The sequence below is a fragment of the Chryseobacterium flavum genome (assembly GCF_003385595.1).
In the GTDB taxonomy this organism is placed as follows: Bacteria; Bacteroidota; Bacteroidia; order Flavobacteriales; family Weeksellaceae; genus Chryseobacterium; species Chryseobacterium flavum.
Window position 1 is genome coordinate 58,371 of sequence record NZ_QNUE01000010.1, and the last position, 25,321, is coordinate 83,691.

At 37.4% G+C, this 25,321-nt stretch carries 29 protein-coding genes; 15 read left to right on the forward strand and 14 right to left on the reverse strand.

Annotated features, from left to right (window positions below):
• Positions 1-6: 6 nt before the first annotated feature.
• Complete coding sequence (locus DRF59_RS13260) at positions 7-903, forward strand: dihydrodipicolinate synthase family protein (RefSeq protein WP_115960875.1); 897 nt, start codon at positions 7-9, stop codon at positions 901-903.
• Complete coding sequence (locus DRF59_RS13265; RefSeq protein ID WP_115960878.1) at positions 900-1,133, forward strand: thioredoxin domain-containing protein; 234 nt, start codon at positions 900-902, stop codon at positions 1,131-1,133. Before DRF59_RS13260 ends, DRF59_RS13265 begins: the two co-directional genes overlap by 4 nt.
• A gap of 109 nt (positions 1,134-1,242) precedes the next feature.
• Here DRF59_RS13265 and DRF59_RS13270 read toward each other — a convergent pair whose 3' ends face one another.
• Positions 1,243-1,749, reverse strand: coding sequence for a pyridoxamine 5'-phosphate oxidase family protein (locus DRF59_RS13270; RefSeq protein ID WP_115961106.1), 507 nt, complete (start codon positions 1,747-1,749; stop codon positions 1,243-1,245).
• 162 nt (positions 1,750-1,911) lie between these two features.
• Here DRF59_RS13270 and DRF59_RS13275 point away from each other — a divergent pair, with 162 nt between their 5' ends.
• Together DRF59_RS13275 and DRF59_RS13280 are read left to right on the forward strand one after the other, a co-directional pair.
• Positions 1,912-2,709: a helix-turn-helix domain-containing protein gene (locus tag DRF59_RS13275; protein WP_115960881.1), complete on the forward strand. Its 798-nt coding sequence runs from the start codon at positions 1,912-1,914 to the stop codon at positions 2,707-2,709.
• 65 nt (positions 2,710-2,774) lie between these two features.
• Positions 2,775-3,728: a nitrilase family protein gene (locus tag DRF59_RS13280; RefSeq protein WP_115960884.1), complete on the forward strand. Its 954-nt coding sequence runs from the start codon at positions 2,775-2,777 to the stop codon at positions 3,726-3,728.
• A gap of 42 nt (positions 3,729-3,770) precedes the next feature.
• On the opposite strand, the gene DRF59_RS13285 is transcribed toward DRF59_RS13280, so the two are convergent.
• The 4 genes from DRF59_RS13285 to DRF59_RS13300 all read right to left on the reverse strand — a co-directional run bounded on the left by DRF59_RS13285 (position 3,771) and on the right by DRF59_RS13300 (position 5,548).
• Positions 3,771-4,127 carry a rhodanese-like domain-containing protein gene (locus DRF59_RS13285; RefSeq protein WP_115960887.1) on the reverse strand — a complete coding sequence of 119 codons (357 nt, stop codon included), beginning with the start codon at positions 4,125-4,127 and terminating at the stop codon, positions 3,771-3,773.
• Positions 4,124-4,426 carry a DUF3817 domain-containing protein gene (locus DRF59_RS13290; RefSeq protein ID WP_115960890.1) on the reverse strand — a complete coding sequence of 101 codons (303 nt, stop codon included), beginning with the start codon at positions 4,424-4,426 and terminating at the stop codon, positions 4,124-4,126. The genes DRF59_RS13285 and DRF59_RS13290 overlap by 4 nt, the downstream gene beginning before the upstream one ends.
• 3 nt (positions 4,427-4,429) lie before the next feature.
• Positions 4,430-4,888: a hypothetical protein gene (locus DRF59_RS13295; RefSeq protein WP_115960893.1), complete on the reverse strand. Its 459-nt coding sequence runs from the start codon at positions 4,886-4,888 to the stop codon at positions 4,430-4,432.
• Positions 4,889-4,957: 69 nt separating this feature from the next.
• Positions 4,958-5,548 (reverse strand): TetR/AcrR family transcriptional regulator, encoded by a 591-nt coding sequence (locus tag DRF59_RS13300; RefSeq protein WP_115960896.1) that lies wholly within the window; start codon positions 5,546-5,548, stop codon positions 4,958-4,960.
• A gap of 150 nt (positions 5,549-5,698) precedes the next feature.
• On the opposite strand from DRF59_RS13300, the gene DRF59_RS13305 reads away from it, so the two are divergent.
• Complete coding sequence (locus tag DRF59_RS13305; protein WP_115960899.1) at positions 5,699-6,916, forward strand: MFS transporter; 1,218 nt, start codon at positions 5,699-5,701, stop codon at positions 6,914-6,916.
• A 77-nt stretch (positions 6,917-6,993) separates the two neighbouring features.
• Here the strand turns inward: DRF59_RS13305 and pdeM are convergent, their stop codons facing one another.
• The 5 genes from pdeM to DRF59_RS13330 all read right to left on the reverse strand — a co-directional run bounded on the left by pdeM (position 6,994) and on the right by DRF59_RS13330 (position 13,426).
• The gene (pdeM, locus tag DRF59_RS13310) at positions 6,994-7,638 is read right to left on the reverse strand and encodes a ligase-associated DNA damage response endonuclease PdeM (RefSeq protein ID WP_157967457.1); all 645 of its coding nucleotides are present in this window, start codon (positions 7,636-7,638) and stop codon (positions 6,994-6,996) included.
• Positions 7,639-7,688: 50 nt separating this feature from the next.
• Positions 7,689-8,291 carry a 2,3-bisphosphoglycerate-dependent phosphoglycerate mutase gene (locus tag DRF59_RS13315; RefSeq protein ID WP_115960905.1) on the reverse strand — a complete coding sequence of 201 codons (603 nt, stop codon included), beginning with the start codon at positions 8,289-8,291 and terminating at the stop codon, positions 7,689-7,691.
• A gap of 98 nt (positions 8,292-8,389) precedes the next feature.
• Positions 8,390-10,825: a ligase-associated DNA damage response DEXH box helicase gene (locus tag DRF59_RS13320; RefSeq protein ID WP_115960908.1), complete on the reverse strand. Its 2,436-nt coding sequence runs from the start codon at positions 10,823-10,825 to the stop codon at positions 8,390-8,392.
• Position 10,826: 1 nt separating this feature from the next.
• Positions 10,827-12,407 carry an ATP-dependent DNA ligase gene (locus DRF59_RS13325; RefSeq protein WP_115960911.1) on the reverse strand — a complete coding sequence of 527 codons (1,581 nt, stop codon included), beginning with the start codon at positions 12,405-12,407 and terminating at the stop codon, positions 10,827-10,829.
• Positions 12,404-13,426 carry a ligase-associated DNA damage response exonuclease gene (locus tag DRF59_RS13330; RefSeq protein WP_115960914.1) on the reverse strand — a complete coding sequence of 341 codons (1,023 nt, stop codon included), beginning with the start codon at positions 13,424-13,426 and terminating at the stop codon, positions 12,404-12,406. Before DRF59_RS13330 ends, DRF59_RS13325 begins: the two co-directional genes overlap by 4 nt.
• Positions 13,427-13,754: 328 nt before the next feature.
• On the opposite strand from DRF59_RS13330, the gene DRF59_RS13335 reads away from it, so the two are divergent.
• From DRF59_RS13335 to DRF59_RS13345, 3 genes are read left to right on the forward strand one after another with little or no spacing between them, the layout of a single operon-like run.
• Positions 13,755-14,543 (forward strand): SDR family oxidoreductase, encoded by a 789-nt coding sequence (locus tag DRF59_RS13335; RefSeq protein WP_115960917.1) that lies wholly within the window; start codon positions 13,755-13,757, stop codon positions 14,541-14,543.
• A gap of 4 nt (positions 14,544-14,547) precedes the next feature.
• Positions 14,548-14,949: a GlcG/HbpS family heme-binding protein gene (locus DRF59_RS13340; RefSeq protein WP_115961109.1), complete on the forward strand. Its 402-nt coding sequence runs from the start codon at positions 14,548-14,550 to the stop codon at positions 14,947-14,949.
• An 18-nt stretch (positions 14,950-14,967) separates the two neighbouring features.
• Positions 14,968-15,771 carry a helix-turn-helix domain-containing protein gene (locus DRF59_RS13345; protein WP_115960920.1) on the forward strand — a complete coding sequence of 268 codons (804 nt, stop codon included), beginning with the start codon at positions 14,968-14,970 and terminating at the stop codon, positions 15,769-15,771.
• A 142-nt stretch (positions 15,772-15,913) separates the two neighbouring features.
• Here the strand turns inward: DRF59_RS13345 and DRF59_RS13350 are convergent, their stop codons facing one another.
• Both DRF59_RS13350 and DRF59_RS13355 read right to left on the reverse strand, forming a co-directional pair.
• Positions 15,914-16,369 (reverse strand): PPC domain-containing DNA-binding protein, encoded by a 456-nt coding sequence (locus DRF59_RS13350; RefSeq protein ID WP_167456679.1) that lies wholly within the window; start codon positions 16,367-16,369, stop codon positions 15,914-15,916.
• Between the two features lies 1 nt (position 16,370).
• Positions 16,371-17,222 (reverse strand): NAD(P)-dependent oxidoreductase, encoded by an 852-nt coding sequence (locus DRF59_RS13355; RefSeq protein ID WP_115960923.1) that lies wholly within the window; start codon positions 17,220-17,222, stop codon positions 16,371-16,373.
• A gap of 207 nt (positions 17,223-17,429) precedes the next feature.
• Between DRF59_RS13355 and DRF59_RS13360 the strand changes: the two genes are divergently transcribed.
• Entirely contained in the window at positions 17,430-18,056 is a 627-nt protein-coding gene (locus tag DRF59_RS13360) for a CatA-like O-acetyltransferase (protein WP_115960926.1), read from the forward strand.
• A gap of 625 nt (positions 18,057-18,681) precedes the next feature.
• Complete coding sequence (locus DRF59_RS13365) at positions 18,682-19,023, forward strand: helix-turn-helix transcriptional regulator (RefSeq protein ID WP_115960929.1); 342 nt, start codon at positions 18,682-18,684, stop codon at positions 19,021-19,023.
• 10 nt (positions 19,024-19,033) lie between these two features.
• Here DRF59_RS13365 and DRF59_RS13370 read toward each other — a convergent pair whose 3' ends face one another.
• Complete coding sequence (locus DRF59_RS13370) at positions 19,034-19,765, reverse strand: MBL fold metallo-hydrolase (protein ID WP_115961114.1); 732 nt, start codon at positions 19,763-19,765, stop codon at positions 19,034-19,036.
• Positions 19,766-20,008: 243 nt separating this feature from the next.
• On the opposite strand from DRF59_RS13370, the gene DRF59_RS13375 reads away from it, so the two are divergent.
• The 5 genes from DRF59_RS13375 (at position 20,009) to DRF59_RS13395 (ending at position 23,693) form a co-directional block, all read left to right on the forward strand.
• On the forward strand, positions 20,009-21,205 hold the full coding sequence (locus DRF59_RS13375; protein ID WP_115960932.1) for an MFS transporter: 1,197 nt from the start codon (positions 20,009-20,011) through the stop codon (positions 21,203-21,205).
• Between the two features lie 133 nt (positions 21,206-21,338).
• Positions 21,339-22,040, forward strand: a complete 702-nt coding sequence (locus DRF59_RS13380; RefSeq protein ID WP_115960935.1) for a DsbA family oxidoreductase — start codon at positions 21,339-21,341, stop codon at positions 22,038-22,040.
• A gap of 151 nt (positions 22,041-22,191) precedes the next feature.
• Positions 22,192-22,527, forward strand: a complete 336-nt coding sequence (locus tag DRF59_RS13385; RefSeq protein ID WP_241505593.1) for a hypothetical protein — start codon at positions 22,192-22,194, stop codon at positions 22,525-22,527.
• 36 nt (positions 22,528-22,563) lie between these two features.
• The gene (locus tag DRF59_RS13390) at positions 22,564-23,145 is read left to right on the forward strand and encodes a 5'-methylthioadenosine/S-adenosylhomocysteine nucleosidase family protein (protein ID WP_115960938.1); all 582 of its coding nucleotides are present in this window, start codon (positions 22,564-22,566) and stop codon (positions 23,143-23,145) included.
• A 17-nt stretch (positions 23,146-23,162) separates the two neighbouring features.
• Positions 23,163-23,693 carry a GNAT family N-acetyltransferase gene (locus DRF59_RS13395; protein WP_115960941.1) on the forward strand — a complete coding sequence of 177 codons (531 nt, stop codon included), beginning with the start codon at positions 23,163-23,165 and terminating at the stop codon, positions 23,691-23,693.
• A gap of 469 nt (positions 23,694-24,162) precedes the next feature.
• Here DRF59_RS13395 and DRF59_RS13405 read toward each other — a convergent pair whose 3' ends face one another.
• On the reverse strand, positions 24,163-25,260 hold the full coding sequence (locus DRF59_RS13405) for a TauD/TfdA family dioxygenase (RefSeq protein ID WP_115960944.1): 1,098 nt from the start codon (positions 25,258-25,260) through the stop codon (positions 24,163-24,165).
• Positions 25,261-25,321: the final 61 nt, after the last annotated feature.

Sequence of the window (25,321 nt, forward strand, 5' to 3'; positions counted from 1 at the left end):
AAGAACATGAAAAATGTACCATTTAAAGGGATTATTGCCTATCCCATAACTCCATTTGATGAAAATGAGAAAGTAGATATTCCTCTTTTTAAACATCTTGTGGAAAGGCTGATTACTTCCGGAAGTCATGGAATTGCTCCATTGGGCAGTACTGGTGTAATGCCTTACCTGTCTGATGAAGAAAAAGAAGAAGTTACAGAAGCCACCTTACAGCAGGTAAAAGGTAGAATTCCCACACTTGTTGGGGTTTCCAATCTTACAACAGAAAAAACCATTCATCATGCTCAGTTCGCTGAGAAAGCAGGCGCTGATGCGGTGATGATCATTCCCATGAGCTACTGGAAACTGACCGATGATGAAATTGTAGCTCATTATGACGCTGTAGCACGTAAAATATCTATTCCGATTATGGCTTACAATAATCCGGTAACAAGTGGAGTAGATATGTCTCCGGCTTTGTTGAAAAGACTCCTTGAAATTCCTAATGTCACAATGATCAAAGAAAGCACGGGAGATGTTCAGAGGATGCATTATCTGAGAAGAGAATTAGGAGAAGAAGTAGCGTTCTATAACGGTTCAAATCCTTTGGCTCTGGCGGCATTTTCCGCGGGAGCAAGAGGTTGGTGTACCGCTGCTCCTAATCTTATTCCTGAACTGAATATCGGTCTTTATAATGCAGTTGAAGAAGGTGATTTTGAAAAGGCAAAAACAATTTTTTACCAACAGTTTGATCTTTTAAAATTTATCGTGAATAAAGGATTGCCAAGAGCTGTGAAGTCAGGGCTTAATATCCTGGGTGAAAACGGCGGAAATCTGAGAAGTCCTTTAAAACCCCTGCACGAGAAAGAAACCGATGAGTTAAAAAATATATTAAAACCCTTATTAATTAATACTATCATATGAAAAAATCCATTTTTTATCATGCAGGATGCCCTGTATGCATCAGCGCAGAACACGATATTGTAAACCTTATTGGTTGGGAAAACGTTGAAATTATCCATTTGGGTAATGACAAAAACAAAATAGAAGAGGCTGAAAAGGCTGGTATAAAATCTGTGCCTGCCTTAGTAACACCTAACGGGAATGTGCTTCATATTAATTTTGGAGCATCTATGGAAGATGTGAAAAATTAGCATTATTAATTTTGTGTAAACGGCTCAAAAAATGAGCCGTTTTTTACTGTTGGAAAACGCTAAGGTGCAGGGATTTACTTTGTGTCATAAGACACAAGGATTTTATAGGTTAAATTATTGCATTTCCTTCCACACCATCAGCATTATTGGTTTTATGTCCGGTTATGGCAGAAGCTACGAAACTGAAAAGACTGACCAGCTTTCCTGCTTTGGTGTCCCAATAATAGGTTTCTTTAGGCTCTACACGGATAATGGTAACATCGGGATCATCCTTCCCGTCAAACCATGCTTTTGCCAGAGGAGACCATTTTTCTTCTATGGTTGCTTTATCCTTATAAACAGAAGCTTCTCCGTATACGGAAAGATATTGGGAATCACTGTTATTCATAAAAAACAGCTGTACTCTCCGGTCTTCTTTTATTTCAAAATTTTTGTTGCTCGTACCGCTGCTGATAAACCACAGGTTCCCGCTTTCATCCGTTTCCTGCAGAGTCATTGGTCTTGAGTTGACAGGAATTGTTTCCAACTCTGTACAGAACATACAGATTCTGGCTTTCTCTGACAGTTCTTTAATTTTTTTGATTGCTTCAAGGTGGGTAAGATTTTGTGTTGACATAATATAATATTTTAAGTGATTGGTAATGATTAAATAATTCATATTCAGCAGAATAATGAATTATACATTTAAAATCATTCAAATACCTGACCAAAAGAGACTAAAATGTGGTACCTGGGATTGATTTCTTTTCAATAAATAAGTTTTATGTACATTTGATCAATGCAGATTTCACCTCCAAAACACTTAGCAGCGTATATCAGGCATTATATCTTTCTGGAAAACTCCAGAGAGGATATAAGAAGCTTAAGGCTCTTTACGGATGGAAGTTCCGGACTTATTCTATCCGGAGATATAAATCTGTGTTCCGGTATTTCTAATTATCGGATGCCGCTTTCCTTTTTCTACGGAGCTTTGAACGGATATAAAGATTTTTTATCAAAAGGCAGATTTTCTTTGATTGCGGTTGTATTTCAGCCTTATTTTTTGAATATCCTTTTGAAAACTTCTGCCAAAGAAACCCGCAATCAGATTATTTCCGTGGAAGATGTGTTGAAAAGTAAACTGGAAGTATTTCAGGAAAAACTGTTCAATAAATCAAATCCATTAGCCATTATTACTGATCTGAATATTTTTTTCACCCATTTTTTATACGAAAGAATGAGTACAGATCATCATTTAATAACAGCTGCACAACAATATCTTCTTCAAAGTAAAGGTTCTGTATCCTCCCGAGAATTGCAGCATTTCACAGGTTATTCGGAGCGCCATCTGGAAAGAAAATTTGAGCACTATATTGGAATGTCTCCCAAAAAATATGGAAATATCATCCGTCTCCATTACTTTCTAAGTATCCTGAATAATGGGACGGATGAAAAAAATATGACGATGCTTTCGTATGAAGCAGGATATGCTGACCAGTCTCACCTTATCAGAGAATTTAAAAACAATATCGGACTTACTCCTAAACAATATTTAAATACACAAAACAAAATGGCGGTTAATTTCATTGAGCTGTAAAACAGGATGTCGGTTTTATACAATTTTTTATAGGAACGACCCTCTAGTTTTGCTTAAAAAAATCAATGAATATTAAAATTTCAACAGCACAGTTTGAAAACAAAGGCGGAAATAAAGCTTATAATTTGTCCGTTATTGAAAAGTTGTCTGAGGAAGCCGCATCCAAAGGGTCTCATGTAATTGCTTTCCATGAATGCTCCATTACAGGCTATACTTTTGCCCGAAAGCTCTCCAGAGAACAGCTTCTTGACGTTGCTGAACAAATACCGGAAGGTGACAGCATTCAAAGGCTGCAGGAAATTGCCACTAAATATCATATCACCATTCTGGCCGGATTGTTTGAGAAAGATGAGCATGATAACCTTTTCAAGGCCTATGTATGTGTTGATAAAACAGGGCTGAAAGCTAAATACAGAAAACTGCATCCTTTTATCAATCCGAATCTAACACCAGGTAACACATATTGTGTATTTGATATTATGGGCTGGAAATGCGGTATCCTGATCTGTTATGACAACAATATCACGGAAAATGTAAGAGCTACACGGCTCCTTGGTGCAGAAATTATTTTTATGCCTCACGTTACCATGTGCACTCCTTCCACAAGACCGGGAGCCGGTTTTGTAGATCCTGTGCTTTGGAAAAACAGGGTAGTGGATCCTACTTCATTACGGCTGGAATTTAACGGAATGAAAGGCCGGGACTGGCTGATGAAATGGCTTCCGTCAAGAGCTTATGATAATGGAGTCTATATTGTTTTTTCGAATCCCATCGGTATGGATGATGATCAGCTGAAAAACGGATGCTCAATGATTATAGATCCTTTCGGAGATGTAATAGCAGAATGCCGTTCGTGGGAAGACAGTTTTGAATCGGCTGTCATTACTCCTGAAAAGCTTACTCAGTCAGGGGGCTACCGATATATTAAAGCCCGGAGACCCGAGTTATACAGGGATATCATTGGACAGGAGCATTCATCCGATCAGAAAGTAGTATGGCTGGATGATAAAACAGTTTAAAAACTTAATCCCTCTATGATTTCTTAGAGGGATTGAATTATTTTACTTGCTGATGGTTTCCTGAAGGTCGCTCCAGGCTCCGCCGTTGTAAACATGTTTAAAGCCCTTTTCTTTCAGTATATTTTCAGCTTTTACACTTCGCAGTCCGTGAGAACAAACCGTGATGTATGTCTTCTCAGGGTCCAGCTCTGTATATCGTTCTCTGATGGTTCCCAATGAAATATTGACAGAACCTTCAATATGTCCCGTTTCGTATTCTTTTTCAGTTCTTACATCCAGGATAACAGCTCCTTTTTTGAGCAATTTAGGAAGACTGTCATCTAAAGTCTGAAACCGGTAAACTTTATACACTACATACAGCATAAAGGCCATTCCACAGATGATAAAAAGACTCTTCATAGCTTGCTCAGAATTTTTTTGTCTATATAAAATGTTCCAAACGGGATGAAACAGGCAAGGATTACTTTCCATGTTATTTCTCTGAACTTCCAGTTCTGTTCTACACCAACACTCAGCGTATTGAAAAGGAAGAGCAGGAATAATGTTCCGTGAACGGGTCCTAATAACCGCACAAATAGAGGGTTACCCATCCAATATTTTACAGGAACGGCAATACATACCAGGCTTAGCAATGAAATGCCTTCCAGAATTGCCAGAATTCTCAAACGGCCGATTTTTGTTTTCAATAAGTCTATCATAGTTTATCTGAAATAAGGTCTGTTGGCAAAAGGGGAGAAAGGCCAGGGAATAGCTATGAAAATAATGACCAATGCTATAGAAAACCAGATAACCATCGTTCTGAACTTTTCTTTATCTGAAGATTTTCTTTTGGCTAAAGCAGAACCGATTGTGATGATAATGATAGCCGTAACCATCAATGAAATATGAATCAGTCCGAAAAACAGATGTTCAAACGATTCTTTAGCCTCATTAAAATGCTTCCAGAAGTATTGAATCACCGGACTCTTAAAATAGAATATCATTCCTATTACCAATTGTAAATGGGCTATAGTTGCTGTCCAATGCCTTACTGTATTATCTGTTCCTGTAAATTTTCTATTTGAAATATATCCTGTGAAAGAACGGTAAATTGCATAGATCAAGCTTATTAAAACCAGCCAACGGACTAGAGAATGTAAAAAAGTAAGAGTCTGATACATCGTTTATTTTTTGAGCACAACAAAGGTATGACAAAAACATACTAATTAGTATGTTTTTGTATAAAAAAATTACTGTAATGATTCAAAATAAGTTTTAAGTCCCTTTAAGTAAGCAAGATATACTGATCTGGAATTTTCAAGTTTGCCAAGATTTCTGACTCCCCAATATCCGGACATTACAAAAACAGCAATTTCTTCTGCTTGTATGGCTTTTTTAATAAGACCTGTGTCTTTGCCTTTATTTATGCTTTCTACTATGGCAGCCTCCCATTGCACCGACAGTTCATTAAGTGCTTTGGTAAAATCCTTATTCCAAGGAGCCATTTCCTGTGTAAGATTGGAAGCCGGACAACCGTATTCTACTTTTAAAAAGTCATTATTCATCAGCACTTCATACATCAGTGTGTAAATACCCTCCAAAGGATTTCCATTTTTTTGAAGAGGTTCTATAAATGTTTTTTTGAAATTGGGAGCAAGCAATTCATTAATAATAGCAACCCCCATTTCATCTTTCGTTTTGAAGTGATAATAAAAAGCTCCTTTAGTCACCTGGGTTGTAGCAATGATATCATCAATGCTGGTAGTCTGGTAACCTTTTACGTAAATGAGTTCAAAGGCTTTCTGAAGAATAGTAAGACGTGTTGCTTCTGATTTTTTCATGAATGTATTTTCCTCTTACTGCAAAGGAACAAATTTTTAAACAGAAAGAAAACTATTATTATTCTGATAAATAACTACAATTTAAATAATTTTTATAATACATATTTTCAACGGAAATTTGCATAGTCAAGATCAATAAATTATAATGTAATGAATTATCAGAAAGAAATACAGATTAAAAGTGCATCACAAACTGCTAAGAAAGGACTTCCTGCAGCACTTTGGGCACTAACAATAAGTGCATTCGGAATAGGAACTACAGAATTTGTAATTGTAGGCCTGCTCCCAACAGTAGCTTCCGATCTTGGAATCACCATTCCTTCAGCAGGGCTTCTGGTAAGTCTTTATGCAATTGGAGTAGCTATCGGAGCTCCGGTATTAACGGCTTTAACAGGAAAAGTTCCCCGCAAGATGCTACTGGTATCTATCATGTTGTTATTTGTAATCGGAAATGGTCTGGCTTCTGTAGCGCCCGGTTTTATAACTTTGGTTCTGGCAAGAATACTTACGGGATTTGCACATGGGGTATATTTTTCCATAGGTTCTACCATTGCGGCTTCTCTGGTACCGGAAGAAAAGAGGGCTACTGCGATTTCCATTATGTTTGCGGGGCTTACCCTGGCGATTGTAACCGGAGTTCCGCTGGGAACATTCATAGGTCAGCATTTCGGATGGAGAGCAACTTTTATAGGAGTTTCAATCCTGGGAATCATTGGATTAGCGGCCAGTTTAATGCTGGTTCCCAACAATCTGAAAAACGGGGAATCAGCTTCTTTAAAAAGTCAGTTTAAAGTACTGGGGAACAGACGTTTGATTTTTGCCTTTTTAATGACAGCGATGGGATATGGAGGAACATTTGTAGTTTTCACCTATCTGTCACCTATTTTACAGAAAATCACAGGTTTTCAGGAATCAACAGTTACTTTTATCCTGCTGATCTACGGAATTGCTATTGCTTTGGGAAATCTTCTGGGTGGAAAAATGGCTAATAAAAATCCTCTTAAGGCACTTCTATGGATGTTTGCCGCTCAGGAATTGGTATTATTTGCATTTTACTTTACGGTAAGCAGTCCTGTTTTAAGTATCATTACGCTTTTCTTTCTGGGAGCATTATCATTTGCTTCTGTTCCCGGATTGCAGCTGTTGGTAGTACAGATTGCAGAAAAAGAACTTCCGGGAACCGAGGATGTCGCTTCTGGGATTAATATTGCCGCCTTTAATATTGGTATTGCTATCGGATCATATGCAGGAGGGATTATCGTGACGTCATCTTTAGGATTAGCGAGTACTCCCTGGATCGGAGCATTATTTCTGGTGATTACCGTACTGATCACACTGTACAGTATCCGTTTGAGTAAGAAAGGTTAAGATTTTACTATCTGATGTATCATCTGTGTCAAGTTTTAAACCTTGACACGGATATATTGTCAGAGATAAGTAGAAAATCAGACTTCATATATCTCTGCATCTGTGAAGACAAAAAAAGTACTTTTCTCTGGCAGGTTTTTCGTATCCAGTCCGGTGAATTCACTAAAAGCCGGTAATAATAATTGGTTGCTGCTGAGAGCAAAGCAGGGCAGTCTGATATTCCTTACCGAAGAATTCAGTACAATTCCGGGATGAATGTGCCCGGTAATCTGGAATCCTGACCTTGTTTTATCAAAATCATGGATAAAAGTAATACCTGCTATTTCGAGTGACTCTGACTTATAATTAAAACATAATTTTTCTTCCAGAGCTTTTGATATCCGGTCATGATTTCCTTCAATAAGATAAAATTGCATATCAGGATACCGGGATTTCCATGTGCAGAATTCATCCACATCAGAATTGTCTCCTGCATGAAGTAAATCCCCAACCACAACAAATTTTTCAGGGTGAAAAAATTCAATCAGCGCAGATAATCTTTGCAGGTCACTTTTCATAATATGATTAGCCAGTGCAATACCATTTTTGCGGAAATGAGCCGTTTTTCCGATATGAAGATCTGAAAGAACAAGCGCTTTTTCTTTTTCCCAGAATGCTGCACGCTGATTGGTAAGAATAAAAATTTCGTCCTGAATAGAAATGCTTTTGGTGGCTATAAACACGCTGTATGGATTGAAAATTTAATGTCCAAAGATAAGCTTTATTAACCGGATCAGCCAACTTTCCGGCTTGCATGAAAGCTTTCATCAAAAATATAAGTAATGGGAACACCTGTGGCAATTTCTCTTTCCAATATTTCCTCAGGAGACAGATGTTCCAGATACATGATGAGTGAACGGAGACTGTTACCATGAGTTACGATCAAAATATTTTCTCCCTTTTTCAGAAGAGGTGCTACTTTATTTTCAAAATAGGGGATTACCCTGTTATATGTATCCTTAAGGCTTTCACCTCCGGGTGGAATTACATCATAAGATCTTCGCCAGATATGAACCTGTTCATCTCCGTACTTCTGAGCTGTTTCAGCCTTATTCAACCCTTCCAGACTTCCATAAGAGCGTTCATTCAGTGCCTTGTCTATAATTACCGGAATATCGGGCTTTCCTATTTCACTAAGAATAACCGTAAGGGTATGCTGAGCCCTGATGAGGGCGGAAGTAAAAGCAATATCTATTTTTTCATCCTTTAAGATCATCCCTGCTCTTTTTGCTTCTTCTATACCCAGTTCGGTGATATCGATATCATGCCAGCCTGTAAATCTGTTTTCCAGATTCCAGAGTGACTGTCCATGACGGACCAGAAATAATTTTGCCATTATTTTATCTCTTAAAAGAATAATCCAAGATACGGCTATTATTAAACTTAACAAAGAGATTCGGTCTGTAAAACCTGTCAGTCATCAGAAAAATTTTATTATTTATAATTCAGCATCCTTTTAATTCTTGCATCCAGCCCTTCACTGGAAAGGGTCTGTCTGAGACTGTCCACTTTTATAGGAAAGCTCAGGGGAGTAAAGGAACGGGAGTATTTTAAAATAACTTCTGATTTTTCGATTCTTTTAAAAGCTTCTACAAGCCTTTGCTCCTGAAGCTGCATATTAAAAACTTCGGTATAGGCCTGTTTAATAAGGAAATGGCCCGAATCAAAATCATCCAGCACTTTAAAGATCAGCCCGGCAGAACTTTGTAAAGATTTATTGGAACGTTGCTTACCTGCATAGTTCTGAATTACCATTCCTGAAATCACCGCAATATCCCTGAATTTCCTTCTGGCCATTTCTGCGGAATTGATACTTGCGATCACATCATTCATTAGATTTTCCCGGGTTAAGATCTGTTGCAGATTCTCCTCATTTAACGGAATTTCTTTATCACTAAACAGTTCAAATCCGTAATCATTCATTGCCATTGAAAATGAAATAGGCGCCAGCTTTGAGATACGATAGGCAATCAATGCGGCCATGACCTCATGTACCAGGCGTCCTTCAAAAGGATACATAAACAAATGATAGCCTTCCCGGTTTTTAATCATTTCCACCAAAAATTCATCTTCTTTTGGAATATGGGAATTCTCTTCCTGATTTGCCAGTAAAGGATGCAGGAACTTCAGTTCTTTTTCAGAAGCCTTAGGACTAAGTGCATGTGAAAGCTTTTCTCTTAAAAAGTGTCCCAGATTGGAACTTAGCGGCAGCCTTCCGCCAAGATAACTAGGAACTAAAGCTCTTCCTTTAGCGGCTCTTACATAGACTGTCATATCTTTAATCATGGCGACTTCCAGGGTTCGTCCTGCCAGAATAAACTTTTCCTCTTTTTTCAGTTTTGAAATAAAATATTCTTCAATCATTCCAACGTAGCCTCCGGATATAAATTTCACTTTCAGCATGGCATCGCTAACGATTACTCCCATATTCATTCTGTGAAGCATAGCGATCTTTCTTGAAGTCACTTTGTAAAGCCCGTCTTCCATAATGACAACCTTATGGAATTCTTCGTAACTTTTTAAAACACTCCCTCCAATCGTCAGAAATTCAAGGATACTTTTCCATTCTTCATCCAATATTTCCTGAAACGCATAGACTTTTTTAATTCTTTCATATACTTCGTCAGGATAAAACCCATCACCGACCGCGAGGGTCATCAGAAACTGAACCAATACATCAAAGCACAGGACCTGAGGTTCTCTGGGCTCAACAACTTTCTGTTTTACTGCTTCTTTTAATGCTGAAACTTCAATCAGTTCCAGAGAATGGGTAGGAACACAGTAAATTTTAGAAGTTTCAAAAGGGGAGTGTCCACTGCGTCCGGCACGTTGCAGGAAACGGGCAACACCCTTGGCAGAACCTATTTGAATAACAGTATCCACAGGTTTAAAATCAATTCCAAGATCAAGTGAGGAAGTGGAAACTACGGCTTTTAATTTGCCGGAGCTCAGGTTTTCTTCAATCCAGATCCTTAAATGAGCATCAATAGAGCTGTGATGTATTGCGATCTGTCCTGCAAAATCAGGGTATGCATCCAGCAATAACTGATACCACATTTCACTCTGGCTTCGTGTATTGGTAAAAACAATAGTAGATTTTGACTCTAAAATAATAGGAACAACTTTATCTGCAAGCTTGTTTCCCAGATGCCCTGCCCACGGCAAAATTTCAATTTCATCCGGGAAAACAGGCAGAATATCTATTTTCTTATGTTCTTTGGCCGTAACCTTTGTCTTTTTAATATCATAAGGAATAAGAACTTCCATGGCCTCATCCAGATTCCCGATAGTGGCGGTAATTCCCCAGATCTTAACCTTCGGAACGTATTTTCTGAGCTGGGAAATGGCAAGTTCTACCATGACCCCGCGTTTTGAACCGAGTAATTCATGCCATTCATCCACCGTAACACATTTCATATCCCTAAAAAAGGACTCATGATTTTTTTGGGCCAGCAGTAAATGAAGACTTTCAGGAGTTACCACAAGAATTTCCGGCATTTTTTTTACCTGCTGTTGTCTCACTTTCGGATCGGTATCTCCGTTTCTTACCCCAACAGCCCAATCCAGTCCGATTTCATCAATAGCTTCCTGCATCGCCTTCGCAATATCTTTGGATAATGAGCGAAGCGGGGTGATCCAGATCATTCTTAATCCTTTTTTGTATTGTTCAGGATGATTCAGGAAGTCTGAAATCAATGCTAAAAAGACAGAAAAAGTTTTCCCGAAACCAGTAGGAGCGACTACCATTCCACTATATCCATTTCCGAATTTCCGCCATGTATCCGTCTGGAACTTAAAAGGAGCAATACCTTTATCGCTCATCCATTGCTGAATGATCTTAAATCCATCGGTATGTTCAAAAGCAGCCAATTTATTGTATCAGTTTTTTTATTTCTTCTAGAGTGTCTATTTCATCTACTGTTTTATCTTTCCGCCATCTTACAATTCTCGGGAAACGGAGCGCAACACCGCTTTTATGTCGGTTGCTGAAACCTATCCCTTCAAAAGCAATTTCGAAGACCAGCTCTGCTTTTACCGTTCTTACAGGACCGAACTTCTCAATAGCATTTTTGGTCACAAAGCGGCTTACTTCCATGATTTCTTTATCTGTAAGCCCGGAATACGCTTTGGCTATGGTTACTAAAGCATCACCATTTTTCACGGCAAAAGTATAATCAGTATAGTAAGCACTTCGTCTTCCGCTTCCTTTCTGGGCATAAATAAGCACAGCATCAATGGTAAACGGATTGATTTTCCACTTCCACCAGTCACCTTTTTTCCGGCCGGAATGGTAAGGAGAATTTTTCTGCTTCAACATCAGTCCTTCACTGTTTACTTTCCTTGAATTTTCTCTGAGAGTATTCAGTTCTTCCCATTTTTCGAAGTCCAGACTTTTGGAGATGCTGATGTTCTGAGGATTTTCATTCAATAACAGTTCTTCAAGCAAAGCTCGTCTTGCAGAGAGCGGCTTCTCCCTCAGATCATTATCTTCAAGTTCCAGCAGGTCATAAGCAAAAACTTCAATCGGAATTTCCGACAGCATTTTTTTAGTTAAAGTTTTCCTGTTTAATCTTTTTTGTAATTCATTAAAATTTAAAACCTTACCGTCTTTTACTGCTAATATTTCTCCGTCTAATACAAAATTGCCTTTCATTTCCTGTACAACTTCCCTGATCTCCGGAAATTGTTCTGTCACAAGTTCTTCACCTCTCGACCAGATGAAGACTTCATCGTTTCTCCGTATGATCTGTCCGCGTATTCCGTCCCATTTGTATTCTACCAGCCATTCATCAGGATTTCCCAGTTCTTCAGGTTCTTTTTCCAAAGGATAGGCGAGGCAGAAAGGATAAGGTTTTGAGTTATCAGGATTAATGTTTTCTGCATCAATAAGCTCTTTGAAAGACACTTCATCCGGGAGCCATTTTCCCATCAGGCTATGCATCAAAGCACTGGATTCCTGACCGGAAAATCTGGTTAATGCATTGATTAACGTTTTATCTGATACTCCGATACGAAAACTTCCGCCAATTAATTTATTGAAAATCAAACGTTCTGTGTAATCCAAACCATTCCATGACTGCAGTACAAATTCTTTTTTCTCTGTATCTGTTTTACTTTTTAAATTAACAATATCATTCATCCATTCTGATAAAGTACGCTCGATTTTTTCCTGTGGAGGAGGCAATATCAATGATAAGGTTTCCCCAAGATCTCCTACAGAAGAATAAGACTCCTGAAACAGCCAGTAGGGAAGCTGCGTAATCTCCAAAGCCCATTCTTTCATATAATTGGTATTCACATTTCTCTTGGGTCTTTTTCCGGTAAACAAGGCAATAAACCATACTTTATCTTTATCGGGAGCACGCTCCAGGTAATCAATGATGGCATCTATTTTAGCATTGGTCTTATTGGTGGTTTCCAACGCGTTGATAAGTTCTGCAAAGTGTCTCATGATTCCGGGGTTTCAAGGGTTTCTTTTTCAGATTCTTCTTCGTCTTCCCCAAACAGAGTTTCCACAACATCTGCCCGGACTCCGATCTCATTCAGGTATTTTGAAAAGACTTCCGTCTGTCCGTGGGTAACATGTACAAGCTCGGCTTCGGTGGCTTTTACAGTCTGTAATAATCCTTTCCAGTCGGCATGGTCACTCATAGCAAATCCTGCGTCTGCACTCCGCCATCTTCTGGCGCCGCGCACCTGCATCCAGCCTGAGCATATGGCAGTAGTAGGATCAGGAATCTTTTTGATGATATTACTGTCCAGTAAGGCAGGTGGTACAATGACAATTTCATGCTGTACTTCTTTGGGACGTTCCCTGAAATCTGCAATTGTGTATTCTGGAAGATCAATCCCAACAGTTTCGAAGGCTTCATTCAGTTTTCCGATAGAGTAGTGTACATATAGATTACCCAGCCCTTCCACAGCTTTCATGATTCGCTGGGCTTTTCCCAGAGAATATCCAATGAATACTGATGTTTTATTATTCTCTTTATTTTTAAGGACCCAGTTTTGAAGCTTTTTATCAAGATCTTCAACTTCCAGCCAGTTGTAAATAGGCAGACCAAAAGTACTTTCTGTCACAAATTCATTACATTTTACCAGCTCGAAAGGGGTACTCAGTCCATCATTCTGTACCTTATAATCCCCCGAAATTACAGTTACATATCCTTTATATTCAAGCCTTATCTGAGCTGACCCGATAATATGTCCGGCAGGATGAAGGGAAAGCTTTACTCCATTAATGGTAACAGCTTCTCCGTATTCTACGCTCTGACATTCTATATCTGCTCCGATTCTCTGATGAAGGATAGGTTTTGTGAAATGATGACAAAGGTACTTTTTCATTCCCCATCGGGCATGATCAGCATGGCCATGGGTGATGACTGCCATATCTACAGGTCTCCAGGGATCAATATAAAATTTACCCTGCGGACAGTAAATTCCTTTTTTTGTAAATGTGATTAATTTCAATGGTGTGACTGGTTTTATAGAACACGCTTCAAAAACTTAACCAATTTACAACAAACTGTTTATTTTTTATCCTTGAAAATCCGGGAAGAAGTAAAAAAGCTGTTTTTATTCAAAGCAGTTGGTTATTTTTTATTTAAGTAGATACTGGTTTTTAGTTTTAAGCGTAAATCTAACGATAAATATATTTTTTATGGTGTAAAAGAGTATTTGAAAAACATCCGCTTCTGAACGTTTTCCTGAACTTTCCAGCAATATGAAAATGAACTTTCAGACAACATTCTCCTTGTGGAAATCTTTGAACTTTGTATCATCATTAAAAAAGAATACAATGAGTAAAACAATTTTAATTACAGGTGCAGCAAGTGGATTTGGAAAGATTGCTGCCTTTGATCTTGCTAAAAAAGGACATAAGGTAATTGCCACAACACAGGTCTACCCTCAAATGAGTGATTTAATCCGTGAAGCTAAGGAACAGGAAATTGATCTTACAGTGGATAAGCTGGATGTAACCAGCCAAAGAGATATTGATTATATCCTGAAAAAGTATGAAATAGACATATTAATCAGCAACGCAGGAATTATGGAAGGTGGCCCTATTGCTGAACAGCCGGTAGATATTATCCGTTCTATGTTTGAAGTGAACGTATTTGGTGCATTAAACCTTGCTCAGGGCTTTATCAAAAAATTTGTTGAAAAGAAAAGTGGTAAGATTGTTTTCACGTCTTCAATGGGAGGTTTATGGACTGTTCCTTATGTAGCAGCTTACTGTTCTTCCAAACATGCGCTGGAATCTATTGCAGAAGGATTGAGAACTGAGCTTGCTCCGTTTAATATTAAAATTGCAACCTGCAATCCGGGGGTATTCGGAACAGGCTTTAATGACAGGGGTGTAGATTCTATCTTTCATTGGTATGATCCTAAAATTAATTTCACCCCGGAATCTGCTTTTGACGGTGCTGCTGAATCTTTAGCACACCAGCTTGATCCTCAATCTATGGCTGAAGTGATTGTAAATGTAGCTTTAGATGACAACAGTAATTTCAGGAATGTGCATCCAAAGGAAACTGAAGATTTTGTAAAACAGCTTCAGGCAGATGCATGGAACGCAAAAAGCTAATGGTATGGAACTGAATTATCAAGTTGCTGAAAAAGCCTTATATGCAGCAAAAGAGAAGGCATTATCTATGAATATTCCTGTAAGCATCGCTGTAGTAGATAACGGAGGACATCTTATTGCAATGGCAAGATTGGACAGTGTGTATGGAGTGATTGATTTTGCGATTAAAAAAGCAAAAACAGCGGTAATGTTTGGAGTAAACAGTGATATAATGGGAGGGATTATTTCAGAAACAGGTATCCATAGCTATGGAATGCTGAATTCAAATGAGGGACTTCTGACCATTGCAGGCGGTGTTGTTTTAAAAGATACAGCTGGAAAGATTATTGGTGCAATAGGTTCTTCAGGAGGAACTCCGGAACAGGATAAGGAAATAGCAGAAGCAGGAGCGCAGGCTATAGCTTAAATTTCAGATATTTGTATCATGGAAAATACTACTGAGATTATATTTGACAAACTGGTTTATTCATGTGCTTTTGAATCTTACAGAGGCCATGAGGAGTTTATCCCTGATCATTTTCTGGGGTTTCAGATTTCAGGAGAAACTCATGCCTTCCATGAGCACGGGAAGACGGTAATTAAAGAAAAAACAGTAGTTCTGGTAAGGAAAAATCAGCTGATCAGAACAATCAAATATCCGTCTGCCAAAGAAAAATATCAATTTATTTCTATTACGCTTGATGATGAAACACTGAGACAATATGCCGCTGAAAACAAAATAGTTGTGCATACTAATTTTCCAGGCGATCAGCGGTTATTTTTTGAACCTGATGATTTTTTTAAGAGCTATTTTGCTTCTCTTATTCCCTATATTGACAAGACACAGGAAATACCTTCAAAACTGGCTGCTTTAAAGGTAAAAGAAGCTATAGAATTACTTTTACTGAGTAATCCTGATTTTAAAAATCTTCTTTTTGATTTTTCCGAACCTCATAAAATTGATCTTGAAGAGTTCATGAACAAGAACTTCATGTTCAATGTATCAGTAGATGCTTTTGCAAGGCTTACAGGCCGTAGTCTTTCCGGGTTTAAGAGAGATTTCAGTAAAATATTTCAGATGACACCCAGACAATGGCTGAAAGAAAAAAGATTGAAGGAAGCCTATTATTTAATAAAAAACAGAGATAAAAAACCTTCAGATATTTATCTTGATCTGGGTTTTGAGAATTTATCGCATTTTTATTCTTCGTTCAAAAAGAAATTCGGGATGACCACTACTGAAGTTTAATCCCCGATCATTAAAAGCACAAATTATAGCATAAACAATGTTTGTTTAAATACAAAGGCACAGGATACATCTTGTGTCTTTGTATTTTTAACAGCTTTGAACTTTAACTAAAGCAGCTGTCCAATCAACAGCTGCCAACGCTCTATGTTTCAAAATCATAAAGATTGATTCCCGTTTCTTCGTTTTTAATTTTTACCACTCTGGTATTCAGCGGATAGAAAATAAATTCTGCGGCTCCCTGAATTTTTGCTTCTAAAAGGTGCCCCGCCAAAGCAGTGTAATCCTCTCTTCCCAACGTAATGTGAAGGTGAAGCGTCAGTTTCCCTTCTATTTCTGAGACATTTCCGGAAATATTGGTGACTTCCATCTGTTCTTTAAAGGTTTTATCCACATATTTTTTAGCAGCCGGATTAAAGAAACGCAGTGTTGCTTCACTCACAGCCCCGATTCCTGTTACTTCTCCCGCCTGAATTTTCTGATCCCTGATAAAATCCGTTAAAGCCTCTACAATATTGGAATGGTTGTCAATACTTACGATATAAATATGATCTGCTTTTCTTGCAGACCAATGTTTTCCTTTATAATTGATGATCTCCATATTATTCTATTGTTTTTAAATAATTGATGATTCCTATTACATCATCCTGACCAAAGCCTTTATCATGTGCATTTTGATAGGTTTGAACCAATACTTCAGATAAAGGAAAATCAGCACCGGCATTTTTAGCCAGAAGAATATCTTTGAGCATAAGATCAAGAGCAAATGCCGGGGCATATTCGTCCGCAATCAGCAGAGGTGTTTTTACCTTTGTTGCACCGCTTCCACTGGCACTTTCATTGATTATGTCAAGCATATCGGACCGTTCTATTCCTAATTTTCCGGCCAGTAACACAGTTTCCGCGAGTCCCTGATAAATGGCAGACAGAAAATAATTAACCGATAGTTTTCCCGCGAGTCCTTTTCCGTTTTCACCGAGATATTTTATGGATTTTCCCATTTTCAAAAGATAAGGCATAGCACGCTGGATGTCCTTTTCTTCACCTCCTGCCATAATAATGAGTGTTCCTTCCTTTGCAGGCGTAGTGCTTCCTGCTACAGGAGCATCAATAAAAGAAGCTTCCTTTATTTTCAGAGCTGCTGCAGTTTCTGTAGAGGTTTCGGGAGAAATCGTACTCATATCCACGAAGAGCTTTCCCTGAATATTTAAAGGGATGATTTCCTCATAAACTGCTTTTATGGCATTGTCGTTGGTAAGCATTGTGAATATAATATCACTGTTTTGTACAAGGTCTTTAATTTGAGTGCAGACTGACGATTTTTCCTCAAAATCTCTGGTTTTTTCAAAAGATCTGTTGTAAACGGATAACTGAAAGCCTGCTTTCTCAAGGTTTTTGGCCATAGGATGTCCCATATTTCCTAATCCGATGAATCCGATTTTTTCCATTGCCATATTTTAATATTTTATTAATAATTAGATTAAAGTCAATCTCCTGAAAAAAGGAGTTCTATGACAAATAAGTAAGTTTGTAAATATGTTTATTTTGCTGCAAAATGCCTACCAAATCACGATCTTATAAAGTTAAGTTTTAATTACATTTTCAGTCATAAATTTTTTAAACCGGAGAAACTTTCAGAAATTTGCTGTAAATAAGAAGTAATGAAGATCGTAGATATAGACAACTGGAACAGAAAAGAGCATTTTGAATTTTTCTCTAATATGGCAAGTCCTTATTTTGGATTTACAACTGAGGTAGACTGTACAAAAGCGTATGATACCGCCAAAGAAAAAGGATATTCATTTTTCGCCTACTATTTTCACAAGTCTATGGTGGCAATCAATACAGTTGACGAGTTAAAGCTGAGAATCATTGATGAACAGGTTGTACAATTTGATACCGTTCATGCCGGCAGTACAATCGGAAGACCAGATGGTACTTTCGGGTTTTCTTTCACCCACTATTCTGAGGATTTTGAAACATTTAATGCTGCTTTGCAGAAGGAAATAAAAGGAGTACATGAGACTTCCGGCCTTAGATTAAGTAATGAAAGGCTTGGGAAAGATCATGTAAGGCATACTACCATTCCGTGGAATTCCTTCAGTGCTATATTGCAGCCTACAGATTTTAATACAAAGGAATCAGTTCCTAAAGTTGCTTTTGGAAGATTTAACATCCGGGACGGAAGAAAATATCTTCCGGTTTCTATTGAAGCACACCATGGATTAGCAGATGGAATTCACATTGCAAAATATCTGGAAGAATTTCAGAAGCAGCTTAACCGGTAATTATTATTGCTGGTTAAATATTCTGTTCTCCATCTTCACATCCAGTCTTCCTGTAGCCAGCAAAGTTCAGAGGGTTCTAAGTGTAAGCTCACGGATAACAGCCCAAAAAACACGAACAAACTGTTTTCATAGTTTAATCACGTGAAAGCTCAGTCTTAGACATTAACTTAAAAGAATATATTCGAATTTAACTTACTTTAATATTACATTAATATTCCTGAAAACTATTGATCAGGATCATAAAAAGTTAAGAAAAGAATCCGGTACATTTATCCTTTGTAAAAAACACAAGTGAAATTATTTGAAATGGCCTGAGGAAAGCACTTATGATATTTGTAGTTAAAATATAACGTGGTATGTATGTGGTACACTGTTTTAACAAAATTTTAATCATTTTTTCTTTCTTTGCCCTGTATAAAAACAAAGTAAAATTCACAGGTCTTGGTATTATCATTCAATTAGTATACAAACTATAGGTAAAGATTTAAGAAAGAGGCTTAGTTTAAATGTGAAAATTGTTTTAGTATATTAAATATCAATATCAAGTATCATTGATAAGAGAAAAGATTGTGAACTGATGTACAACGAATGCCACATCAGAAATTTAGTGAGATGAGAACGTATTATGAAAAACAAAAAACCTGAATCCAACTTAGAGGATTTGAATCAGAAGATTCTTGTACAAGACGAAATCATGGCATTAGCCAAAGCAAATTCTCCTCGTTTGCTGAATAAGTTCAGATTGGTCTATCCGGATTTTTTCGAAAAATTATCTGCTATACAGCCAGGCCTAAAAAACTCTGAATTAATATTTTGTATTTACCTTAAGCTCAATATGACCACTAAGGAAATTGCAACCTGTATTTTCGTAACGCCAAAAGCCATACAAAACAGGAAAAACAGGATCCGGAAAAAGCTCAATATCCCTTCGGAATTTGATATCTACAAATGGTTTAATGAAATTTAAACCATTTTTTTTAAACTTCTGCAATGGCATTATCCAGATCATGATACAAAAGAATTTTCCATCGGTTTTCCCTGGCTTCTTTTTCCCATTTAAGTCGTAATTCCATTGCTTTTCTACCATCAAAATCACTCTTATAGGCCAAATGATATTGTAAATAAGAAGCCTGCGGCAGATCATCGGCACCGTAGAAAACTGTTTCCTCATTTTCACTGATCCAAAAGACCTGCATAAATGGAGTATGTCCTCCAGCCACTTCATATGAAATCTCATTTGTAATCTGTCCCTGATCTTCATTCATCCAGATAATATTCGGGAGCTGAATCAATTTTTCCAGCATGTCAAAATCAAAAGAAGGATTACCTTTCTGTTCCATTGCAAAATCCAGCTCACGTTTCTGAATGTAAATCCGTGCATTGGGGAAAGCTGCTTCAAAACCACTATCGGTGAGTGTTACTGCTCCTTGAATATGATCTTTATGAAGATGGGAAAACAATAATTTCGTGATCTGGCCGGGATGAATATTTTCCCTTTCCAGAATTTCAGATATGACCGTTGTTCCGGACTCATTTTTCCATCCGATTCCTGCATCCAGAAGGATATAGTCATTTTCAGTAATGATGAGAAACGGTTGTACAGACATCTTGATTCCCCCGACCTTATCAAAATTTTCTTCTGTTAAAAGTGTAAAATCCTTGGTTTTGCTTGCCGAAAAATTACCTTCTTTAAGTGGAATGATTTTCATGCTGCAAATTTCTTTAATATTTCCAATATGTAAAAGGTTTTTCATCGATATACATCATCAATAAAAACAATTATTCAGGAAGTATATTGAAATCGTTCTACTTATCTAAGCATCCGGCCACATTCATAAACGTAAAGCCGGGAACGATGTAATTTCTTTTTTTTATGATTATCTTTGATCTCTTAAAAATCTGGCAATATCAGCTGTCAGATAATATTCAATTCAAACAAAACTTTATACATAATGCAGGAGAGCTCTACCCATGGTATTTCCCGGACGGTTATCTGGCTTATGGCCATTATTTCCGGACTCGTAGTTGCCAACAATTATTATAATCAGCCGTTACTGGCACTTATTTCAGAAGAACTTCAGGTCTCTGAGAGTGCAGCGAGCAAAATTTCTGTACTTACCCAGATCGGTTATGCATTAGGCCTCTTATTGATTGTTCCGTTGGGAGATAAGTTTTTTCGCAAAAAATTAATTTTAATTGATCTGTTTCTTGTTTTCGGATCATTGTTATGGATGACTTTTGCTACTCAATTATGGATGCTGTATGCAGCCAGTTTACTGATCGGAGCAACATCTGTTATACCACAGCTTTTTGTACCTATTGCAGCAGAACTTTCCTCAGATAAAGAGAAATCGGGCAATATCGGATTGGTAATGTCAGGACTTTTACTAGGTATTCTTTTATCCCGTTTTGTCGGAGGAATTGTTGGCGAAGTATGGGGCTGGAGAGCGATGTTTGGTATCGCGGCAGGATTAATGATCCTGGTTTGGCTGGCTGTATATAAAATGCTGCCTGAGTTATCTCCGAACTTTAAAGGGACTTATAAAGAACTGATGCGCTCTGTTGCCCATCTTGCGAAAACCCAGCCGGTTCTTCAGCTGGCATCTTTCCGGGGAGCTATGGCTTTCGGGTCTATGTGTGCCTTATTTACAACATTGGTTTTTCACATGGAGAAACCACCTTTCAATGCAGGATCTTCTGTAGTGGGAAGTTTTGGATTAGCTGGAGCAGTAGGAGCTTTGGCCGCTGCAAAAGTGGGAAAACTGCAAAAATATCTTGATATTAACAGGATTATACTGTATTCGCTGCTGATTGTCATTGGAAGCTGGGGATTTACCTACTTTGCAGGAGAAACCTACTGGGGACTTATTGTCGGAGTAATTCTTGTTGATCTGGGAGTGCAATCCAGTCATATTATGAACCAGACCAATTATTTTTTACTTAAATCAAATGCCGTAAACAGACTGAATACAGTTTATATGGTATCTTACTTTATTGGTGGATCACTGGGAACCTGGCTGGCTTCTATTGCATGGCAAAAGGCACAATGGGGTGGTGTATGCTTCGTAGGTACCACATTTGGAGTATTGGGTCTGATTGCGCATATTTTATTTTCAAGAAAAGTAAATAAAGCTGCCATAGAGAAGTAATTGTTTATCTTAATGTATGTTTTAGAATGCTGATATTTGCTTTTTTATATTCAAAACTAAATGTAATAATTTTTGTTACATTAAATAAATTGTAGTAAATTTGTACTATTAATTTGATTTAAAATTAAATACAATGAAAATAGAAATCTGGTCGGACGTAATGTGTCCGTTTTGCTATATCGGGAAAAATAATTTTGAACAGGCTTTGAATAAGCTTCCTTTTAAAGATGAAGTAGAAGTGGAATGGAAGAGTTTTCAGCTGGATCCAACTTTAGATCCCAATAAAACTCAGGATACCATTCAATATTTCAGGGAGAAAAAAGGAGTTGCTGAAGCTCAGGCTGCTCAACTGCTGGGGCAGGTTACCCAAATGGGAAAAGGAGCCGGAATTGATTTCAATTTCGGTAAAGCTTTGATTACAAACACTTTCAGCGCTCACAAATTGCTTCATTTAGCTAAGAAGCATAACAAATCCAATGAAATGGAAGAGGCATTATTTATCGCTCACTTTATTGACGGTAAAAACGTAGGAGATACTGAAGTTTTAATTGCTCTTGCAGAAAGTCTTGGAATTGATAAAGATGAAGCCAGAGAAGCCGTTACAACAGATCAGCTCGCTTATGAAGTTAATCAGGATATTCAGGAAGCAAGAAACAATGGGATTTCCGGAGTTCCTTTCTTTGTTCTGAATGGTAAATATGCCGTTTCCGGAGCTCAGCCTGCAGAAGTATTTGAAAATGCACTTCAGCAGACCTATAAAGAAACAATGAGTCCGTTTAAGGATCTTTCCGGTGGCAGTGGAGCAGCATGTGATGCTGATGGATGCAGCATTTAAGATATGAGAACCCCAAAACAAATATTTGTTTTGGGGTTTTTAATAGAGTATATAATAGAGTATTTATATATTTGAAAAACTTCAATAAAATCCTTTAAGATTTAAGAAAATGAACATTAACATTTTTAGATATACTTCAATTATTTTTTACATGTTCATTATTTTAATGGGACAAATGATAGGATTACCATTTATTTTCTGGCTTCTATTTACTGCTTTTGATTTCTGGAATATAGAGCAGATTTTTGCTGTATTAGGACTTTTGGGTATTATACTTAATGTTACACGATGGAAAAATAAAGTATCAATAACTATATTAAGTTTTATGTTGATGCTTTCACCTATTATAAGCAGGATCATACAGATTTCTACAGAAAAGTTTAATTATCTTGCATTCAAAATTCCATTGTTTTTATTTATTGCATGTTATTTAATATTCATCATTCTTAATGCTGTAAAAAGAGAAAAACCTGATGTATCTTTGTAACAGTACTTACAGCAATTGTATAAACCTAATTTTTCAATGATAAAAATTAACAACAACACCCATTACTCAATTGATGATACTCTTTTTGTTTTCGCATTAGATTCCGAAGCAGGAACTGTATTTGATGATAAAAACAAATTAATTACAGGCATCGGAAAAGTGAATGCTGCTATAGAACTAACCAAAGAAATTCATGCCAGAAAACCTAAACTGATTGTCAACTTAGGCTCTGCAGGAAGCAAAGGTTTTCAGAAAGGGGAAGTAGTGTGCTGTACAAAGTTCATCCAGAGAGATATGGATGTAAGAGGGCTTGGATTTAAACTGTATGAAACTCCGTTATCCGGAGTGCCACCTGTACTGGAATACGGTCTTAAAATGGATACCCTAAAAGAAGGAATCTGCGGTAGCGGCGACAGTTTTGAAATGAACCATTCCGAAACAGATTATAATATTGTAGACATGGAAGCCTATCCACTGGCATTGATTGCCCAAAAGGAAAATATTCCGTTTTTATGCCTGAAATACATTTCTGACGATGCAGGAAGCGATGCCGCAGACGACTGGAGCGTACAGGTACATCTGGCTTCTGAAGCATTTAAGAAAATTCTTTTTTCATAACATTTATTCTTATCACCATGAGTTCAATTATCATTAATAAAGTCTCCACAGAAGACGTAGAAATTATACAGAATTTAGGAATACAGACTTTCTCTGAAACGTTTGCAGAAGATAATACTGAAGAAGCTATGAAAAAGTATCTGGAAGAAAGCTTTAATACGGAGAAGATAAAATCGGAACTTAGTAATCCTGATTCTCTTTTCTATATTGCCTGGGAGGAAGACAATCCGGTAGGCTATCTGAAGGTAAATACAGGTAATGCACAGACAGAGCTTCAGGACGAGACCAGCCTGGAAATTGAAAGGATCTACGTAAAGAAAAGTCATCATGGGAAAAAAGTGGGGCAGCTTCTTTATAACAAGGCTTTAGAAACGGCTCAGCAGCTTGGTAAATCATACCTTTGGCTTGGAGTGTGGGAAAAAAACCTTCGGGCTATCAATTTCTACAGTAAAAACGGATTTGTTGAATTTAACAAGCATATTTTCAGGTTGGGGGAAGAAGAGCAGACTGATCTTATGATGAAAAAAAATACTGGACTAGACAGATGAACAGGGAAATAACATTTACAAAATCTTCTTTGAAGAAAACAGCTTTGTTGCTTCTACAGCTGCCATCATAAAAAATGAACCCAGTGACATTTTTCAGCATGAAAAAGCTTATTAACATTGTATGTGTTCTTACTGTATTTATTCAGCTATCAGCATAAAAATTTATTCATCAGGAAATTTTCACGAAAAATAAATAAAGAGATCAAAACAGTGATCATCACCCGGGTTAAAGTCCGTTCCTATTAATATTGATTAGTTTTATATCGATAGAAGCGGGCTAAAGCCCGCTTACTTTTATTGTTTATGTAATACTGGTTTTAGCCAGAACTTACCACCTTTGATCCTTATCAAGGTTTAAAACCTTGACAAGGATCAATCAAGTGAAAATTAAACAAAAATCCTTTTTGAGCGATGCCCAAAAAGGATTTTGATTGATTGAATGTTCAAAAAATGCTAACTAATCAGCATCCTAAAAGTGTTGAAAGTTTTTACCCAGATGTTCCTCTATGACAAAAAACGGATCTTCCGTAAGGGTATGTGCTCTCATATCAATAAGGCTCACTTTACTCATCATCCGGAGCATGATTCTTCGTTCACACGACTGTTCTACACCGTCAATATTTCTTACTCCCGCACGGAAAGCCGATCTTCCGTGAGCACATAAATGATTATTAACCAGAATAACATCTCCAGCCTGAGGCGTAAATCCTGAATAAATCAAATGTCTGGCTTCTTCCCAGAACTCATGCAGGGTATGCTGCGCTTCTTCTGACTGTCTGATACTGGAATTGAAAAGCTGTTCCGCCGCATCAAATCGCATAAAAGGAAGATTGGTATTGCCATACAATACAGAATCCAGGGTTTCTTCTTCATTTTCTCCCGTTTCAAGATTGGCGTCCTTCGGGATTTTATAAATAGGCTCAAAAAGAGGTTTATAATTTTCACCAATCGATTCGTGAGAACGGATAGAATAAAGAGTTGAAGGTACCTGCTCTTCATTTCGAACATACATAAAGCTTAAAAAGTCAGCCTGATGTTTCAGAAAAGCATCTTCGGTATGTACATACAAATCTGTTGAAGATCCTGATCCGGTCTGTGTTTCCTTCATTTTTTCATCAGGGATAATAGCGTGGATCAATCCTCCGCCTTTACGCTGTGAATAATATTGTACAGGCTTTGAGGGAAGTGCTCCATGAATAAGCGCGCACGCAAAACCATATAAATTAAACTTTGAATAATCTGCCGATTGCCAGTTCGGTGGGGTAGAACCTATTTCCTCCTGGTCTATATCCATCAATCCTGTAAAAATCAGCGCTCCATACTGATTTTCAGAAAAATCACTGGCAAAATCAGCTGCTATATTTAAAATCCTTTCTGGCAAAAAGTAGGATGCCAGTTGGTGAACATGTTTTATAAAATCCCGGTTTTCATAAGTGTCATACTTTTTCTGAAGATGCAGAGCCGCATCTTTTATCATTCTTCTTTCCTGCGGGGTGACTTCTATAACTGTAGGAAGCAGTTTTACTGCTGTTAAACAGTCTTTATCTAAAATTTCTGTAGAATTCATTAAAAAAAATTTGATGTTAAATAATAATTTTTATCTTTGTTTTTAATTATTCTAAATAACA